This is a genomic window from Streptomyces sp. YIM 98790, from assembly GCF_011421595.1.
Classification (GTDB): domain Bacteria; phylum Actinomycetota; class Actinomycetes; order Streptomycetales; family Streptomycetaceae; genus Streptomyces.
Genome location: NZ_WTLH01000153.1, coordinates 1 through 14672, shown reverse-complemented (window position 1 = coordinate 14672; position 14672 = coordinate 1). Strand labels below are relative to the sequence as shown.

15 protein-coding genes are annotated in these 14672 nt (G+C 74.5%); 8 read left to right on the top strand and 7 right to left on the bottom strand.

Annotation, left to right across the window (positions count from 1 at the left end):
- Window positions 1-2068 (bottom strand): right-handed parallel beta-helix repeat-containing protein (locus GQS09_RS21460; protein ID WP_165988777.1); only part of this gene is annotated, 2068 nt, incomplete at its 3' end.
- 170 nt (window positions 2069-2238) lie between these two features.
- On the opposite strand from GQS09_RS21460, the gene hmgA reads away from it, so the two are divergent.
- Window positions 2239-3570: a homogentisate 1,2-dioxygenase gene (gene hmgA, locus GQS09_RS21455; protein ID WP_165988784.1), complete on the top strand. Its 1332-nt coding sequence runs from the start codon at window positions 2239-2241 to the stop codon at window positions 3568-3570.
- 46 nt (window positions 3571-3616) lie between these two features.
- Window positions 3617-4372: a GntR family transcriptional regulator gene (locus GQS09_RS21450; protein ID WP_165988775.1), complete on the top strand. Its 756-nt coding sequence runs from the start codon at window positions 3617-3619 to the stop codon at window positions 4370-4372.
- Window positions 4373-4498: 126 nt separating this feature from the next.
- On the opposite strand, the gene GQS09_RS21445 is transcribed toward GQS09_RS21450, so the two are convergent.
- Window positions 4499-4762: a hypothetical protein gene (locus GQS09_RS21445; protein ID WP_165988773.1), complete on the bottom strand. Its 264-nt coding sequence runs from the start codon at window positions 4760-4762 to the stop codon at window positions 4499-4501.
- A gap of 185 nt (window positions 4763-4947) precedes the next feature.
- Here GQS09_RS21445 and GQS09_RS21440 point away from each other — a divergent pair, with 185 nt between their 5' ends.
- Window positions 4948-6093, top strand: a complete 1146-nt coding sequence (locus GQS09_RS21440; RefSeq protein ID WP_165988771.1) for a DUF5925 domain-containing protein — start codon at window positions 4948-4950, stop codon at window positions 6091-6093.
- Between the two features lie 52 nt (window positions 6094-6145).
- Here GQS09_RS21440 and GQS09_RS21435 read toward each other — a convergent pair whose 3' ends face one another.
- On the bottom strand, window positions 6146-7114 hold the full coding sequence (locus GQS09_RS21435; RefSeq protein WP_165988770.1) for a pirin family protein: 969 nt from the start codon (window positions 7112-7114) through the stop codon (window positions 6146-6148).
- 81 nt (window positions 7115-7195) lie between these two features.
- Between GQS09_RS21435 and GQS09_RS21430 the strand changes: the two genes are divergently transcribed.
- Window positions 7196-7783 carry a DUF6624 domain-containing protein gene (locus tag GQS09_RS21430; RefSeq protein WP_243761632.1) on the top strand — a complete coding sequence of 196 codons (588 nt, stop codon included), beginning with the start codon at window positions 7196-7198 and terminating at the stop codon, window positions 7781-7783.
- Between the two features lie 402 nt (window positions 7784-8185).
- Here GQS09_RS21430 and GQS09_RS21425 read toward each other — a convergent pair whose 3' ends face one another.
- Window positions 8186-8572 (bottom strand): GntR family transcriptional regulator, encoded by a 387-nt coding sequence (locus tag GQS09_RS21425; protein ID WP_165988779.1) that lies wholly within the window; start codon window positions 8570-8572, stop codon window positions 8186-8188.
- Window positions 8573-8673: 101 nt separating this feature from the next.
- Here GQS09_RS21425 and GQS09_RS21420 point away from each other — a divergent pair, with 101 nt between their 5' ends.
- The 4 genes from GQS09_RS21420 to GQS09_RS21405 all read left to right on the top strand — a co-directional run bounded on the left by GQS09_RS21420 (window position 8674) and on the right by GQS09_RS21405 (window position 12541).
- Window positions 8674-9636 (top strand): GNAT family N-acetyltransferase, encoded by a 963-nt coding sequence (locus GQS09_RS21420; protein ID WP_165988767.1) that lies wholly within the window; start codon window positions 8674-8676, stop codon window positions 9634-9636.
- A 209-nt stretch (window positions 9637-9845) separates the two neighbouring features.
- Window positions 9846-10904 (top strand): lytic polysaccharide monooxygenase, encoded by a 1059-nt coding sequence (locus GQS09_RS21415; RefSeq protein WP_165988764.1) that lies wholly within the window; start codon window positions 9846-9848, stop codon window positions 10902-10904.
- 213 nt (window positions 10905-11117) lie between these two features.
- Window positions 11118-11768 (top strand): pyridoxamine 5'-phosphate oxidase family protein, encoded by a 651-nt coding sequence (locus GQS09_RS21410; RefSeq protein ID WP_165988761.1) that lies wholly within the window; start codon window positions 11118-11120, stop codon window positions 11766-11768.
- Window positions 11769-11881: 113 nt separating this feature from the next.
- The gene (locus tag GQS09_RS21405; protein ID WP_165988759.1) at window positions 11882-12541 is read left to right on the top strand and encodes an HAD family phosphatase; all 660 of its coding nucleotides are present in this window, start codon (window positions 11882-11884) and stop codon (window positions 12539-12541) included.
- A 46-nt stretch (window positions 12542-12587) separates the two neighbouring features.
- Here GQS09_RS21405 and GQS09_RS21400 read toward each other — a convergent pair whose 3' ends face one another.
- The 3 genes from GQS09_RS21400 to GQS09_RS21390 all read right to left on the bottom strand — a co-directional run.
- Window positions 12588-13358 carry an urease accessory protein UreD gene (locus GQS09_RS21400; protein ID WP_165988757.1) on the bottom strand — a complete coding sequence of 257 codons (771 nt, stop codon included), beginning with the start codon at window positions 13356-13358 and terminating at the stop codon, window positions 12588-12590.
- Window positions 13355-14053 carry an urease accessory protein UreG gene (gene ureG, locus GQS09_RS21395; RefSeq protein WP_165988752.1) on the bottom strand — a complete coding sequence of 233 codons (699 nt, stop codon included), beginning with the start codon at window positions 14051-14053 and terminating at the stop codon, window positions 13355-13357. Before ureG ends, GQS09_RS21400 begins: the two co-directional genes overlap by 4 nt.
- 214 nt (window positions 14054-14267) lie before the next feature.
- Window positions 14268-14672, bottom strand: a 405-nt coding sequence (locus tag GQS09_RS21390) for an urease accessory protein UreF (RefSeq protein WP_279577779.1), incomplete at its 5' end; no start/stop codon positions are given.

Here is a 14672-nt window from a genome sequence, read left to right as displayed (position 1 = left end):
CCGGTGCCGGGCCGCCCGCCGCCGGGGCCGGCCGGTCGCGGCGGGCCGCCACGGTGACCGCCCAGACGACCCAGACCAGAGCGAGCAGGCCGCGCAGCCAGGCCGGGCTGACCGGCAGGTACGGGATCAGCCACATCGATTTGTCGACCGCGTCCAGCAGGGTCAGTCCGCCCAGCGCCACCGTGGTCCAGGCGAACCCGGGCCGGACACCGCGCAGCGCCAGGCCGGTGCCCAGCCACCACAGCCCGGTGAGCAGCAGCGCCACCGGCACCACCGGGGTGTGCGCGTAGGAGGAGGCCGAGCCGACGACGTCCAGCAGCAGACCGGCCGCGCCCAGCCCGGCGGCCACGGTGGCGGTGGTGTCGGTGCGCAGCCGGCGCCACCACAGCAGCCCGCCGACCAGCCCCAGCACCACCGCGATCACCGCGGACAGCTGCACCTCCACCCGGGCGAGGCCGCGTGCGCCGTACCAGTCGCAGCCGCCCGGCACGCGCGCCTCGCCGATGTCGTAGTCGGCGCACACCAGCTGCTGCGCCATCTTCACCGGTTCGCCGATCAGCCGGTGCGAGCCGGGGCCGGAGACCTCGCCGGGTGCGGGGCCGCACGCGGGCAGCACCGGGGGGTTGCTGGCGCCGGTGTCGCCCTGCCAGCAGTTGCCGCGGCCCTGCCCGTCCCACCACACGTCCAGCTTGTTGGGCCGGGACTCGCCCTCGGGGGTGCGGCCGAGCACATTGTCCGTGTAGCGGTTGTGGTGCGAGGTGTCGGTCTGCTTGCCGAGCTCGCTCTCCTCCCGGATGAAGGCGGGCACCGAGGTGAGGTAGAAGGCGGCCCGCTGGTGGCCCCACAGGTGGTTCTCGCGGAAGAGGTTCCAGTTGCCGCCGGCCGTGATGATGCCGCTGCCGGGGGGCATGGAGACGGCCGGGCAGACCACGCCGTCCTGGTAGCCGCGCTCGGCGACCGGCTTGGCGCAGGTGCCGTCCTTGACGTGGCGGTAGTAGTTCTGGTTGTTGTCGTGGATCAGGTTGTTCTCGAACAGGGCGTGGTTCTGCGGCAGCCCCGGGTGATCGGGGAAGGCGCTGTCCATGGAGGCGCCGGCCTGGTTGTGGTCGAACTCGTTGCCGTGGACCCAGACCGAGTTTCCGGCCGTGCCGGAGTAGCCCACCATGTTGTGGTGCGAGCGGCAGCCGGTGATCTCGACGGCGTACCGCTCCACGTCGTGGCCGTCCACGTCCCCGTTGATGTCCGAGGCGCTGCCGGGGTAGATGCCGGAGTCGCCGTTGCCGTACGCCTCGCAGTCGGTGTAGAGACCGTTGTCGCTGGCGAAGGTGAGGAAGCCGTACTCCTCGTTCCACCGGCCGAGCATCCGGTCGATCACGAAGCCATCCGTGGCGAGCACGTACACCGCGTTGAACAGGGTCTGCTGGACGGTGAAGTTGCGCAGGTAGATGCCGTCGGCCTGGTCGGCGCGCAGGGCGTTGAGCTTGCTGAAGCCGGCGTCCAGCACCACGTCCTCGGGTCCGGCGCCGGTGCCTTCTATCTGGAGGTCCCGGATGCCGAGCACGGCGACCAGGTTCTGGTTGTGCGGGCAGGCGAGCTGCTGTTCCCAGCTGAGCACCTGGTAGTCGGTGACGCCGAAGCGGGACCAGGGGGCGTCCAGTCGCGCGCACTCGCCCTCCGGCTCGGCGCGGTAGGGCTCCTCGCGGTATTCGCCGGGCAGCACGGCGATGGTCATGCCGGGCCGGTCCACGGCGTTCACCGCGTCCTGGAGATGGCGGTGGCCGTCGGCCCGGCAGGCGGCGAAGAGTTCCTCGTTCCGCCGGCGCAGTTCCTCGGGGAAGCCGGCGATGCGGCGGGCGAAGTCGCCGCTGTCGGTCTTGCAGACCAGCAGATCGGGTCCGGTGTCGCGGTACTCGGGCACGCCGTGCGAGCCGTCCGGGAAGTCGACCTCGCGTTCCTCGTGCGCCTGCGCGGGGGCCGCGCCGAGCAGCACGGCGGCGAGGGCGGCGAGGACAACGGCCGTGCGGGGGCCCGGGAGCAGGGTGCGCAGACGCTTCGGGAGGACAGGCATGCGCGAAGAGTAGAGCAATGTTCAGCTTTGGGAAGCCCCTGCGCCGAGATCTCCGTCCACCCGGCCGAGGCAGGGTCGTTGACTTCCCGCGTTCCGCATTCCTATGGTCTGGTGAAGGAATCCGGTGGGGGCAGGGGCAGCGAAGGAGCCATGCGATGGGCAGCCATGGGATGACCGGCGGGCCGGGCGCGACGCCCGGCGGTGCCGCGGTGAAGCCGGCCTACTCGCCGGGGTTCGGCAACGAGCACAGCAGCGAGGCCGTGCCCGGCGCGCTTCCGGTGGGCCGCAACTCTCCCCAGCGCGCACCCCTGGGCCTGTACGCCGAGCAGCTCAGCGGCACCGCGTTCACCCAGCCCCGGGCCGCCAACCGCCGCTCCTGGCTCTACCGGATGCGGCCCTCGGCCGCCCACCCGCGCTTCACCCGCACCGGCAACGGCGGACTGCGCGGCACACCGTTCGACGAGACCGTGCCCGACCCCAACCGGCTGCGCTGGGACCCGCTGCCCGACCCGTCCCCGGACACCGATTTCGTCTCCGGCCTGTGGACCCTGGGCGGCAACGGGGACGCGCGGCAGCGCACCGGCATCGCCATCCACCTGTACCGGGCGGGTGCCTCCATGACCGACCGGGTGTTCAGCGACTCCGACGGCGAACTGCTGATCGTCCCCGAGCGGGGCACCCTGCTGCTGCAGACCGAGTTCGGGCCGCTGCGCGCCGCGCCCGGCCACATCGCGCTGATCCCGCGCGGGGTCCGGTTCCGCGTCGAGCTGCCGGAGGGCGGCCCGGTGCGCGGCTATGTCTGCGAGAACTACGGCGCCCCGTTCGACCTGCCCGAGCTCGGCCCGATCGGCGCCAACGGCCTGGCCAGCCCCCGGGACTTCCTGGCGCCCACCGCCGCCTACGACGAGAACCCGGACCGGCCGGTGGAGGTGATCAACAAGTTCTGCGGCAATCTGTGGGCCGCGGTCTACGACCACTCACCGCTCGACGTGGTCGCCTGGCACGGCAGCCATGTCCCCTACCTGTACGACCTGCGCCGGTTCAACGTGCTGGGCACCATCAGCTACGACCACCCGGACCCGTCGCTGTTCACGGTGCTCACCTCCGGCACCGACACCCCCGGGCTGGCCAACGCCGACTTCGTGGTCTTCGCCCCCCGCTGGCTGGTCGGCGAGGACACCTTCCGGCCGCCCTACTTCCACCGCAACGTGATGAGCGAGTACATGGGCCTGATCGAGGGCGCCTACGACGCCAAGGCGGAGGGCTTCCTGCCGGGCGGCGGCTCGCTGCACAACATGATGTCCGCGCACGGGCCGGACCGGGAGACCTTCGACCGGGCGTCCGCCGCCGAACTGCGCCCCCAGAAGACCGAGGACGGCCTCGCCTTCATGTTCGAGACCCGCTGGCCGGTCACCCTCACCGCACAGGCCCTTGCCGCTGGACATCTGCAGCAGGGATACGACGACGTATGGCAGGGTCTTGAACGGAATTTCCGACTGTAGGACCTGCTGGCACCGCTCAGCGCGCGCACCTCCCGGAGGCCCCGCCGTGACCGTTTTCGCCCCCGACTCGCTGGAGCTGAACCGGAAACTCCCGCTCTGGTACCAGGTGTCGCAGTCGTTGCGCGCCTCCATACTCGGCCGCGCCGCCGGGGCCCCGCTGCGCCTGCCCACCGAGGAGCAGCTCGCCGAGCACTACGGAGTCAGCGTCCTCACCATGCGGCAGGCGCTCAAGGAGCTGGAGACCGAGGGGCTGATCAGCAGGCACCGGCGGCGGGGCACCTTCATCGAACCGGACGCACGGGGCGGGGCGCCGGTGCGGCTGCTGGGGTCGGTGGACGCCATCGTGGCCCAGCAGTCCGGCGACCTCACCACCGTGCTGGACCACGGGCCCACGCCGGTCCCGCCCGAACTGGCCGCCTACTTCCCGGACCTCAGCGAGGCCGCGGGCTACCGGCGGCTGCGCCACGACCCGGAGACCGGCGACCCGACGAGCTGGGCGGAGAACCTCATCCGGCCCGAGATCGCCGAGCGGATCGACCCGGCCGATCTCGAACGCTGGCCCATGACCCGGATTCTGCGGGACACGGCCGGGGTGACCGTCTCCCGGATCGCCAACACCGTGCAGGCGCGGCTGGCCGACCCGCGCACCGCGCAACTGCTCCAGGTACCGCTGCTCAGCCCGATCCTGCACTGCACGGGGGTGGCCTACGACGAGCGCGACCGAGCCGTGGACGTGGTGCGCATCCACTACCGGGGGGACCGTTTCTCCTTTGCGGTGACCGTGGACGCGGCCCCCCACTGACGCTCTCCGTGTGTCCGTCTCCGGCGGCTGTGCGCCCGGGCGGCCCGGCCCGGCGCGGCCGCCGGCCTTCCGCCGCGGCCTGAAGCCCGCGCGGTGCGTGCGCCTGCCGCCGGGCCGCCCGGCTGCCTACGCCTGGCCGCCGAAGAGCGTCCTGCGGAGCCGGCGCAGCGGCGCCAGCAGCATGACCTTGGCGCCCCGGCGCTCCTTCCCGGTCCGCCGGTCATGCGTCGTCAGTTCACGCATGAGCATGCTGGCGTCCTCGGCGTCGTGCCGCTGTGCCGCGGGACCGGAGAGCACGCTCAGATGGCGCTCCAGGCGCGAGCCGGACGTTCCGCTCCCGCAGTTCACGGCAGGCACTCGGGGCCTGCTCCGCGCTGTTATCTGCTCCATGACTCTCCCACCCGTACAAGGGCACCCGGTGCGGGCAGGGTAACCCTAACGCCCCACACGTGCGCATGGGTATCCCGGTCCTCCGATTCACCTTCCCCTGCGCGAGGTTGACGAACACCGACCGATCGTCTTTCAACAAGGAAACTATCGTGCGCGCTTGCCCGCCGGTGACCGATCATGGCTTCATGCGCCCGAACCACGATACTGGCCGCCAGGAGGACACACTGCCGTTCCGCTTCGTCGTCAACGACCCCAACTCGCCCGGCGAGGTCATCGACACCATGCTGATCGCGCGGTTCGCGTCCGGGGAACTGCCCTATGCCCGCAGCCGCCGGCTGAGCCAGGTCAAGGACCACCACACCCTGCTGCCGCCGGGCGCCGAGGTGCAGCGCACCGCGCACGGCAGCGACGACCGGACGGTCCTGGCCACGGGGAACAACTGGGCGATACAGTCCCGCCGCTGGCGGTTCGGCGCACAGGTGACCGTGGTCGCCACCACCGACGAGATCGCGGAACAGGTCCTCAAGCAGGCCGTGGACGGCGCCGAGGAGGAGCCCCGGCAGGAGCCCTCCCAGGTCACCATGGGCTTCTGGCACTACTCCCCGGCACACGGCTCGGTGCGCACCACCCGCAAGATCAGCGCGGAGAGCTGGACCGCCGCACGCCGCAACTACTCCGCCCCGGTCGCGACCGCCCTGGACACCCTGCTCGCCACCTCGCCGGACGACATCTCCGGCCGTCTGGTCCTGCTGCACGGGCCGCCGGGCACCGGCAAGACCTCCGCGCTGCGCACCCTGGCCCGCGCCTGGCGCGAATGGTGCCAGGTCGACTGCGTCCTGGACCCGGAACGCCTGTTCAACGACGTCGGCTATCTGATGGACGTCGCCATCGGCGAGGAGGACGACCCGGTGACCGCCGCCTCCTCCGACGAGGACCCGGACGACGAACGCCCGGCACGCTGGCGCCTGCTGCTGCTGGAGGACTGCGACGAGCTCATCCGGGGAGGCGCCAAGGACGCCGCCGGCCAGGCCCTGTCCCGGCTGCTCAACCTCACCGACGGCCTGCTCGGCCAGGGCCGCAATGTGCTGGTCGGCATCACCACCAACGAGGACCTGGAGCGGCTGCACCCGGCAGTGGTGCGCCCGGGCCGCTGCCTGGCCCGGGTGGAGGTCGGCCGGCTCAGCCACCGGGAGGCGGCCGACTGGCTCGGCACCGCCGAGGGCGTTCCGCGCGACGGCGCCACGCTCGCCGAGCTCTACGCCCTGCGCCGCGGCATCCCCCCGTCCCCCGCCGGACCGTCCACCGACCCCGGCCCCGGCCTCTACCTCTGAGCCCTCCCGCCCGCCGCTGCGCCGCCCCGGCCGCGGGCGGGGTTCCGCCGCGCTACGCGTCGCGGGTGCGGCCCCGGGCCTTCAGCGGCACCGACGGCAGCTCGGGCGCGGCCAGCCGCTCCCCGGCATAGCCGCGGACCTCGCCGAAGCGCTCCCCCGCCGTCCACGCCCGCCGCGCGTCCGCGATCTCCTCGGCCGTGCGGGCGACGAAGTTCCACCACATCACCAGCCGCTCCTCGAACGGCACGCCGCCGAGCAGCATCAGCGAGGCGCCGGTGCCGGCGCGCAGCGGGAGTGACCGGCGCCCGGTGCCGAGATAGAGCAGGGAGCCCGGGGTGAGCGGGACGCCGTCCACCTCGGGAGCACCCGTCATGGTCAGCACCGCGTACTCGAACTCCTCCTCCACCGGCAGGCGGGCGTCGGTGCCGGCCTGCAGCGTGATGTCGGCGCCGACCAGCGGCGAGTAGGTGCGGCCCGGTGAGGCGGCGGTGTCCAGGGTGCCCAGGAGGACGATGGCGGACAGCCCGTTGCCGCCCCGCACCACGGGCAGCTCCGCGTGGAACTCCCAGGCCGGCGCGGTGTGGCGGTGGGCGTCGGGCAGGGCGACCCAGAGCTGGGCACCGTGCAGCACCGCCGGATGGCCGCGCGGCGACTCCTCGGAGTGGGCGATGGCCCCGCCGGACGTCATCAGGCCGAGCTGGCGCGGCCGGATCGTCTGCACGCTGCCCAGGCTGTCCCGGTGCAGTACCTCCCCGTCGTGCAGCCAGCTCACCGTCTGGAGCCCGGTGTGCGGATGCGGCGGCACCTGCATGCCGGGCTCCCCGGCGATGTCGTCCGGTCCGTAGTGGTCCACAAAGCACCAGGCCCCGACCATCCGCCGGCCGAGGTTCGGCAGCAGCCTGCGCACCAACGTGCTCTCCCCCAGGGGGACCTGCCGCCCCCGCTGGAGCTCCCGCACCGGCCCGGACCATCCCTCGCCGCCGCACCGCCGGGGCGCCGGCCGCAGATCGAGATTGCTCATGCCCCCGAGCATGCCGCACCGTGCCGCCGGGCACGATCGAACGCACCGGACGGCATCAACACGCACCGCACCGGAGGTCGCATGACGCAGTGGGAGGCGCAGGAGGCGGACGGCCGGGGCTCCGCGGGCGGCGCAGGAGGACGGGAACGCAAGGGACCGCGTCCGCGCGATCCGCGGCTGGCGGCCGAACTGCTGCGCCGGATGGCGGAGGACCAGCGGCTGCGGCAGATCCCCTACGACCGCTGGACCGAGGAGACGCGCGACGAGCTGCGGCGCATCGACCGCGAGAACGCCGCCTGGCTGAAGGCGGTGACGGAGGCGCACGGCTGGCCGGGCCGGTCGCTGGTCGGTCACGAGGCGGCGACCGCCGCCTGGCTGCTGGCCCTCCACGCCGGCCCGGCGTTCCAGATCCGGGCCCTGGAGCTGCTGACCGACGCCGTGGTGGCCGGCGACGCAGACCCGGTCCACCTGGCCTACCTCACCGACCGCTGTCTCACCAGCCGCGGCGAGCCGCAGCGCTACGGCACCCAGTACTACGACCCGGGAGACGGCGGCGGCATCCGCCTCTGTCCGGTCTCCGACCCGGCCAATCTGGACGCCCGGCGGGCCGCCCTCGGGCTCGGCCCGCAGGCCGAGTACGACGCGAGCATCCGGCGCGGGGCGGGCTGATTCCGGCGCCCCGGGGCCGGACGGCCGGGCGCCGGACGCGAGGGCGGGCGGGCCACGCCGGTGCGCCGAAGCCGGACGGGACAGCCCGCCGGCGTCCCGGCCGGTGACGTCGCCCTCACCCCGGGCGCCGCCCTGAACCGGCCTGCCGGTCAACGGAGCACAACCACCGCCGGCAGGGGAACCGTTCCGCTCCCGCGAACGTCGATGTCGACAAGGACACAACGGAACGGGGTCCGGCGCCGGAAACGGCGCGACGCCGGGGGCGCGGCCGGCCATCGTGGGGGGATGGCCGGCCGCACATCCTCCTGCGGCCGGTGTCCTCTCCCGGCGTCTCTCCCGGCGTCTCCCCCGGTCCCCGGCGTTCCGCCTTCCCTGCCCCGGCTGTCGCGCGCCCGGTGCTGGTCAGCCCTCCGGTTCCGCGCCGTAGGCGGCCCGCAGGGCGTCCCGCGCGGCGGCCAGCGCCTGCTCCCGGTCCAGGCCCAGCCGGCGGGCCCGCCGGGCGAAGTCCTGCGCGGCCAGCGCCGCCTCCCGCTGCGCCGCGTCCCCGGCCGCGGCGACGAAGGTGCCGTGCCGGCCCCGGGTCTCGATCACCCCGTCCTCCTCCAGGGCCCGGTACGCCTTGGCCACGGTGTTCACCGCCAGGCCGAGTTCGGCGGCGAGCGCCCGCACGGTGGGCAGCCGGTGGCCGGCGGGCAGCGTGCCGTTGCGGGCCTGCCCGGCGATCTGGGCCCGTACCTGTTCGTACGGCGCCTCCGCGGACCGGGGCTCAATGCTGATCTTCACGCTGATGATTCTCCCTCTGCTCACACCGCACCGCACCGCGGTGCCCGCCGGCCCGGACCGCGGAAAATGACACGGCGCCCGGCGGCGGTGCCGCGTACCGTACCCGCATGGCGATCACCGTGCGCACCCTCCGCTCCGCGGACGCCGGCGACGCGGCCGGGGTCCGCCGCTCCGCCGTACCGCATATGGTCTGCACCGCCGAGGGCATCGCCTGGGAGGCCGAACGCACCCCGCCGGCCGTCCGGCTGCGCTGGCTGGTGGCCGAGGACGGCCGGGGCCGGATCATCGGCTGTGCCGACGCCGGTCTGCACGTCGAGAGCGCCGATCCGGGCCAGGGTTTCCTGCATGTGGCGGTGCGGCCGCAGGACTGCGGCCGGGGCGCCGGTAGGGCCCTGGTCGCCGCGGGCGAGGAGTACCTGGCGGGCCTCGGCGCGCACACCGTGTTCACCTGGGTCGCGGACGACGGCCGTTCTCCCGGCTTCGCCGAGCGCCTCGGCTACCGGCGGCGGCGCCGGGCCCGCTTCCTGACCCTGGATCTGGCCGCCGCCGCGCTGCCGCCGCTGCCCGATCCGTTGCCGCCCGGGGTGGAACTGCGCACCAAGGCGTCCTTCGCCGGCGACCTGCGGCCGCTCCACGAGGCGGATCTGGAGTGCTGCGCGGACGAGCCGGGCGAGGTCCCCTTCGAGGCGGTGTCCTTCGAGGACTGGCTGCGCCGGGACTGGGAGCGGCCCGATCTGGACCACGAACTGTCCACGGTGGTCATGGTGGACGGCGAGGTGGCCGCGTACAGCCTGGCGCAGACCGACCGGGTCTCCCGCTACGGCTCCGCCATGACCGGCACCCGCCGCGCCCACCGCGGGCGCGGGCTGGGGATGCTGGCCAAACTCGACTCGCTGCACCGGGCCCGCCGGGCCGGCTACACCCGTGCGTTCACCGGCAACGACGCGGGCAACGGCGCCATGCTGGCGATCAACCGGAAGCTGGGCTACCGGCCCGCCGCGGACGAGTTCCGCTGCGCCCGTGAGCTGTCCGCCCGGCCCGCCGGGGCGGGCCGGCAGGCAGCGCTTTAACCATCACTCAGCCCTTCCTTAAAGGCAGCATAAGTCTGCGTCCCGGCCCTGCCGACATGCAGAAATGGCCGCTGGACGGGGCTAACGTGCCGAGTGCCGGGCGGACTTCACGGTTCCGGCGCGGGCGGCGGCCGACGGCCCCGCGCGTGTCCGGACCACGAGAGCCCGCGGCGGCACGGTCGTTGTCCACGGAACGGGAGAGAGCCCGCATGTCCATCCGTCACAAGGCCCGCGTGGTCGCCACGGTGGTGTTCGCACCGCTGGCGGCCGGCCTGGTGACCGCGGCGCCCAGCGCCGCGCACGGCACGATGGACGACCCGATCAGCCGGGCCCGGCTCTGCTTCGTGGAAGGGCCGGAGGCACCGCGGTCAGCGGCCTGCGAGGACGCCGTCGCCCTCGGGGGCACCCAGGCGTTCTACGACTGGAACGAGGTCAGCCTGGCCGACGCGGCCGGCCGGCACCGGGAGCTGATCCCGGACGGGAAGCTGTGCAGCGCCGGCCGGGAGAAGTACGCGGGTCTGGACCAGGCGCGCGCCGACTGGCCCGCCACGGAGCTGCGCGGCGGCAGCCACACCTTCCGCTACACGGCCACCGCGCCCCACCGCGGCGGCTTCGAGGTGTATCTCACCCGGCCCGGCTACGACCCGTCGCAGCCGCTGAGATGGCCGGACCTGGAACTGCTCGGCCAGGTGGACGATCCGCAACCGGCCGAGGGCGCCTATGTGTTCACCATGGACGTCCCGGAGCGGCAGGGCCGCCACCTGATCTACACGATCTGGCAGCGGACCGACAGCCCCGAGGCGTTCTACTCCTGTTCCGACGTCGTGTTCGGCGGCTGGGGCGGCGGAACCGGCGGGAGCGGTGGCGGCGGGGGCGGCGGCGGCGGTGCATCCGTGCCGGACGACCCGTCGGACACCGGCAGCGCCGGGCACGCCCCGGCTGCCGCCGCACGGTCCGGCCGTACGGACGAGAAGGCCCCGGCGGTCCCGGCAGACGCGGCAGACCCGGCAGGCCGGGAACCAGAACCGGAAACACAACCGGAAACAGAACCGGAATCCACAGACCAGAAGGGCAACGGATCCGACGGAAACAGCCCGGCACCCCACGGTCGCCCCCACGACGAGGCCGGTTCCGGCCTCGCCGCGACCGGTGGCGGGAGCAGCGCGGCCCTGCCGGCCCTCGGCAGTGCGGCGGCCATGGCCGCCGGCGCGGCCGTACTGCTCGCCTCCGTCCGCCGCCGGCGTGTCCAGGGCAGACACCGGATCTGAGGCTCTTCACCCGCTGGGGTCCCCACCCCCGGCAGGCGGTGCCGCCGCCTCCGTCCTCCCACCTCCGCCGGGGAGGCGGCGGCACCCGCAGTCCCCACCGCCGCCCGGGCGCCAGCCGTGCCCGGGCGGCAGCCGGCCGGGAAACCCGGTGAGGCCCGGACACCGCACGGGTAGGGTCGCAGGCGTCTGCTCACATCTCCCGAAGGGAGCGCCATGACGACCGGCGAGTCTCCGGGCGAGGGTCTGACCGAGGTCACCGACGCGGAGGAGCTCACGGAGCTCATCGGCGAGCCGCTCGCGCACACCCGGAACAAGGCCCGCGCGTCACTGCACGAGGTGGACCGGCAGTGGCTGGCCCGCTCCCCGCTCTGCCTGGTGGCGACCTCGGCGGCGGACGGCTCCTGCGACGTCTCCCCCAAGGGCGACCCGGCCGGCAACCTGGCCCTGGTGCTGGACGACACCACCCTCGCGCTGCCCGAGCGCCCCGGCAACAAGCGCATGGACGGCTTCCGCAACATCCTGGCCAATCCGCGCGTGGGGCTGATCTTCCTGGTGCCGGGCCGGGGCGACACGCTGCGCGTCAACGGCCGCGCCCGCATCCTGCGGGAGGCGCCGTTCTTCGGCCGGATGACGGTGCGCGGCCACCGCCCGAAGCTGGCCCTGCTGGTGGAGACCGAGGAGGTCTTCTACCACTGCTCGAAGGCGTTCCTGCGTTCGCGCGCCTGGGACCCGGAGAGCTGGGATCCCGGCGCGCTGCCGTCGCGGGCCCGGATCGCCAAGGCCGTCGAGCGGCCGGACGACGCGCTCTCCGAGCTGGAGGCGTACTACGGCCCGTCCTACGCCGAGCGGCTCTACGCCGGCTGACGGGGCGGGCCCGCGCCCGGGGCCGGGCCGCGCCGCGCCTTCACCCGACGCGCTTTCACCCCACGCGCACCCGGGCTGCACACCACCGCTCCCCCGGCGGTTAGCCTTGCCGGGTGAACAACCCCGTCGAACTGCTCATCTTCGACTGTGACGGCGTGCTGGTGGACAGCGAGCCGATCGCGCTGCGGATCAACCTGCGGCTCGGCCGCGAACTCGGCTGGCCGATGGACGAGGAGGAGCTGACCCGCCGCTTCCTCGGCAAGGCCGCGCCCTCGATCTACCGGCAGATGGCCGAGCGGCTCGGCGAGGAGACCGCGCTGCTGTGGGAGCGGCGCTTCACCGAGCAGCTCAACGCCGCGATCGACACCGAGCTGCACGCGGTGCCCGGGGTCGTCGAGGCGCTGGACGCGCTCGGCGCACAGCAGCTCAGGACCTGCATCGCATCCAGCGGCAGCCACGCGAAGATGGGCCGTACGCTGCGTGCGGCCGGGCTGTACGAACGCTTCGAGGGCCGGATCTACAGCGCCAGCGAGGTGGCCCGGGGCAAGCCCGCCCCGGACCTGTTCCTGCACGCGGCCCGCCGGATGGGGGTGGCACCGGGGGCCTGTGTGGTGATCGAGGACAGCCAGTACGGGGTGCAGGCGGCCCGGGCGGCGGGCATGCGGGCGCTCGGCTACGCCGGCGGCCTGACCCCGGCGGACTGGCTGGCCGGACCGCGCACCACCGTCTTCGACGACATGCGCAAGCTCCCCGCTCTCCTCGCCGCCCTCTGACCCTGCCCGCCCCTGCCCGCGCCGCCCGCCACCGCCGGGCGCCCGCTCAGTACGGCAGGGCCGTCTCCAGCAGCCGGCGCAGGGCGAGCGCATCGGGCGCGAGGGCGGTGACCAGCACGGCCGGGGCGCCGGCCAGCGGGAACACCGCCGCCGTCCCGGCCGGCGGGCACGGCTCGGCCGGCTTGCCGCCCTCGCCCCAGGCGTCCGGGTCCACCACCAGGAGCTGTCCGGCCGCGCGGTGACCGCCCAGCACCGCGCCGCCGTCCCAGCCCGGCACGCCCGGGCCCAGCGACAGCTCCTGGTCCAGCACCGTGCGGCCCGCCCGCCGCACGGTGATCCGGCTGGTCAGCCGGCCGGATTCCTCTCCCGCCCGGCCCAGCACCTGCTCCTCGCGGAACACCAGCCGGGCCCCGGCGGCCAGCTCGATCCGGGCATGCGTGGCCAGTTCGCTGCCACGCGCCGAGATCAGCGGTTCGGGCAGCCAGCGCAGCTCACCGCCCTCCCCGACGGTCAGCTCGGTGTCGAAGCGGGCCGGGCCGCCGGTCCGGCCCGGCAGGGCCACCATGGCGGCGGCCGAGGTGATCCGCAGGGACGCGCCGGGGCGGGCCTCGGCGACCAGCCGAAGCCGGTCCCCGCCCAGCGGGGCGCTCATCGCGCCCACCACCGTGACCTGGGCGTACGGGCCGGCGGCCCGGGTGCGGCGCAGGGCCAGCGGGCCCTCCCCGGCGAGCACCGGCAGCGTCCCGCCCGGCCCGGCCGCCACGCGCGCGGTCGCGGTCAGCCCGGCGGGGCCGGCCGGCACCGGGGCGGTGCTCATTCCGTCCCGCCCGCCCGCCAGGCGGCGAGCCGGTCGCACACCCAGTCGGCGACCGGGCGGACGCCGTCCGGCCGGGTCAGGGCGGTGAAGACGACCGGCAGGGCGCCGCGCTGGGTCTTGGCGTCCCGGGCCATCACCTCCAGGTCGGAGCCGACGTGGGGCGCCAGGTCGGTCTTGTTGACCACCAGCAGATCGGCGGTGGTGACGCCGGGCCCGCCCTTGCGCGGGATGTCGTCGCCGCCCGCCACGTCGATGACGAAGATCTGGGCGTCCGCGAGGCCCCGGGAGAAGGTGGCGGTCAGGTTGTCGCCGCCGGATTCGACCAGCACCAGATCGAGCGGGCCCGCGGTCTCCTCCAGGTCCTCCACGGCCTCCAGGTTGGCCGAGATGTCGTCACGGATCGCGGTGTGCGGACAGGCCCCGGTCTCCACGGCCACGATCCGCTCGGCGGGCAGCACCGCGTTGCGCAGCAGGAAGTCGGCGTCCTCGCGGGTGTAGATGTCATTGGTCACCACGCCGATGGACAGGCGGTCCCGCAGCGCGCGGCACAGCGCGGCGACGGTGGCGGTCTTGCCGGAGCCGACCGGGCCGCCCAGCCCGATCCGCAGGGCCCGCCGCCGGCCGTCCGGCCGGACGGCCGGCTCCGCGCCGTGCGCATGCCGCTGGGGAAACGTCTGCGGGTGATCGAGATGCATGCCGGTGACCTCCGGGCGGGGAAACGGGACNATCGAGATGCATGCCGGTGACCTCCGGGCGGGGAAACGGGACGGGACGGGAGAGGAGGGGGACGGGAGAGGAGGGGGACGGGAGAGGAGGGGGACGGGAGAGGAGGGGGACGGGAGGGGAACGAGCGCGGGAGCGGATACGGGCACGGGCTGGGCACGGGGGCCGCGCCGGGCGCGGCCCGGCTCAGGAGGCGAAGAGACGGACGGGCCAGGCGGCGTGGGCCTCGGCGGTGATCTCCAGCAGCGGTGCGGAGGCGGCGGGCAGTGCGTCCGTGCCGTGTGCCGCCACCCGTTCCGCCGCCCGGACGGCCCGGGAGGCGACGGTGTCCAGTTCGGGTGCGAGCCGGGCGAGTACCGCCGTCGCCCGGAACGGGTCCAGGCCCAGCAGCCGGACCACGGCCGTGGCCGGGCCGGACACCGCCTCGTAGCCGGCGGCCAGTGCGGCCTCGTGCGGGGTGAGCCCGGCGGCCCGGGCCGTGAGTCCGAGCACCACCGGCTGGTGGGCGCCGCGCGGCCGGGCGGCGGCCAGGGCGGCCAGCTCCGGGGCGGGCCAGACGGCCCGGGCCGCCCGCATCAGCTGGCGCCCGAG

Coding starts and splice junctions, on each gene's coding strand:
- hmgA (WP_165988784.1), top strand. CDS start 2,239: ATGACCGGCGGGCCGGGCGCGACGCCCGGCGGTGCCGCGGTGAAGCCG.
- GQS09_RS21445 (WP_165988773.1), bottom strand. CDS start 4,762: ATGGAGCAGATAACAGCGCGGAGCAGGCCCCGAGTGCCTGCCGTGAAC.
- GQS09_RS21440 (WP_165988771.1), top strand. CDS start 4,948: ATGCGCCCGAACCACGATACTGGCCGCCAGGAGGACACACTGCCGTTC.
- GQS09_RS21435 (WP_165988770.1), bottom strand. CDS start 7,114: ATGAGCAATCTCGATCTGCGGCCGGCGCCCCGGCGGTGCGGCGGCGAG.
- GQS09_RS21430 (WP_243761632.1), top strand. CDS start 7,196: ATGACGCAGTGGGAGGCGCAGGAGGCGGACGGCCGGGGCTCCGCGGGC.
- GQS09_RS21420 (WP_165988767.1), top strand. CDS start 8,674: ATGGCGATCACCGTGCGCACCCTCCGCTCCGCGGACGCCGGCGACGCG.
- GQS09_RS21415 (WP_165988764.1), top strand. CDS start 9,846: ATGTCCATCCGTCACAAGGCCCGCGTGGTCGCCACGGTGGTGTTCGCA.
- GQS09_RS21410 (WP_165988761.1), top strand. CDS start 11,118: ATGACGACCGGCGAGTCTCCGGGCGAGGGTCTGACCGAGGTCACCGAC.
- GQS09_RS21400 (WP_165988757.1), bottom strand. CDS start 13,358: ATGAGCACCGCCCCGGTGCCGGCCGGCCCCGCCGGGCTGACCGCGACC.
- ureG (WP_165988752.1), bottom strand. CDS start 14,053: ATGCATCTCGATCACCCGCAGACGTTTCCCCAGCGGCATGCGCACGGC.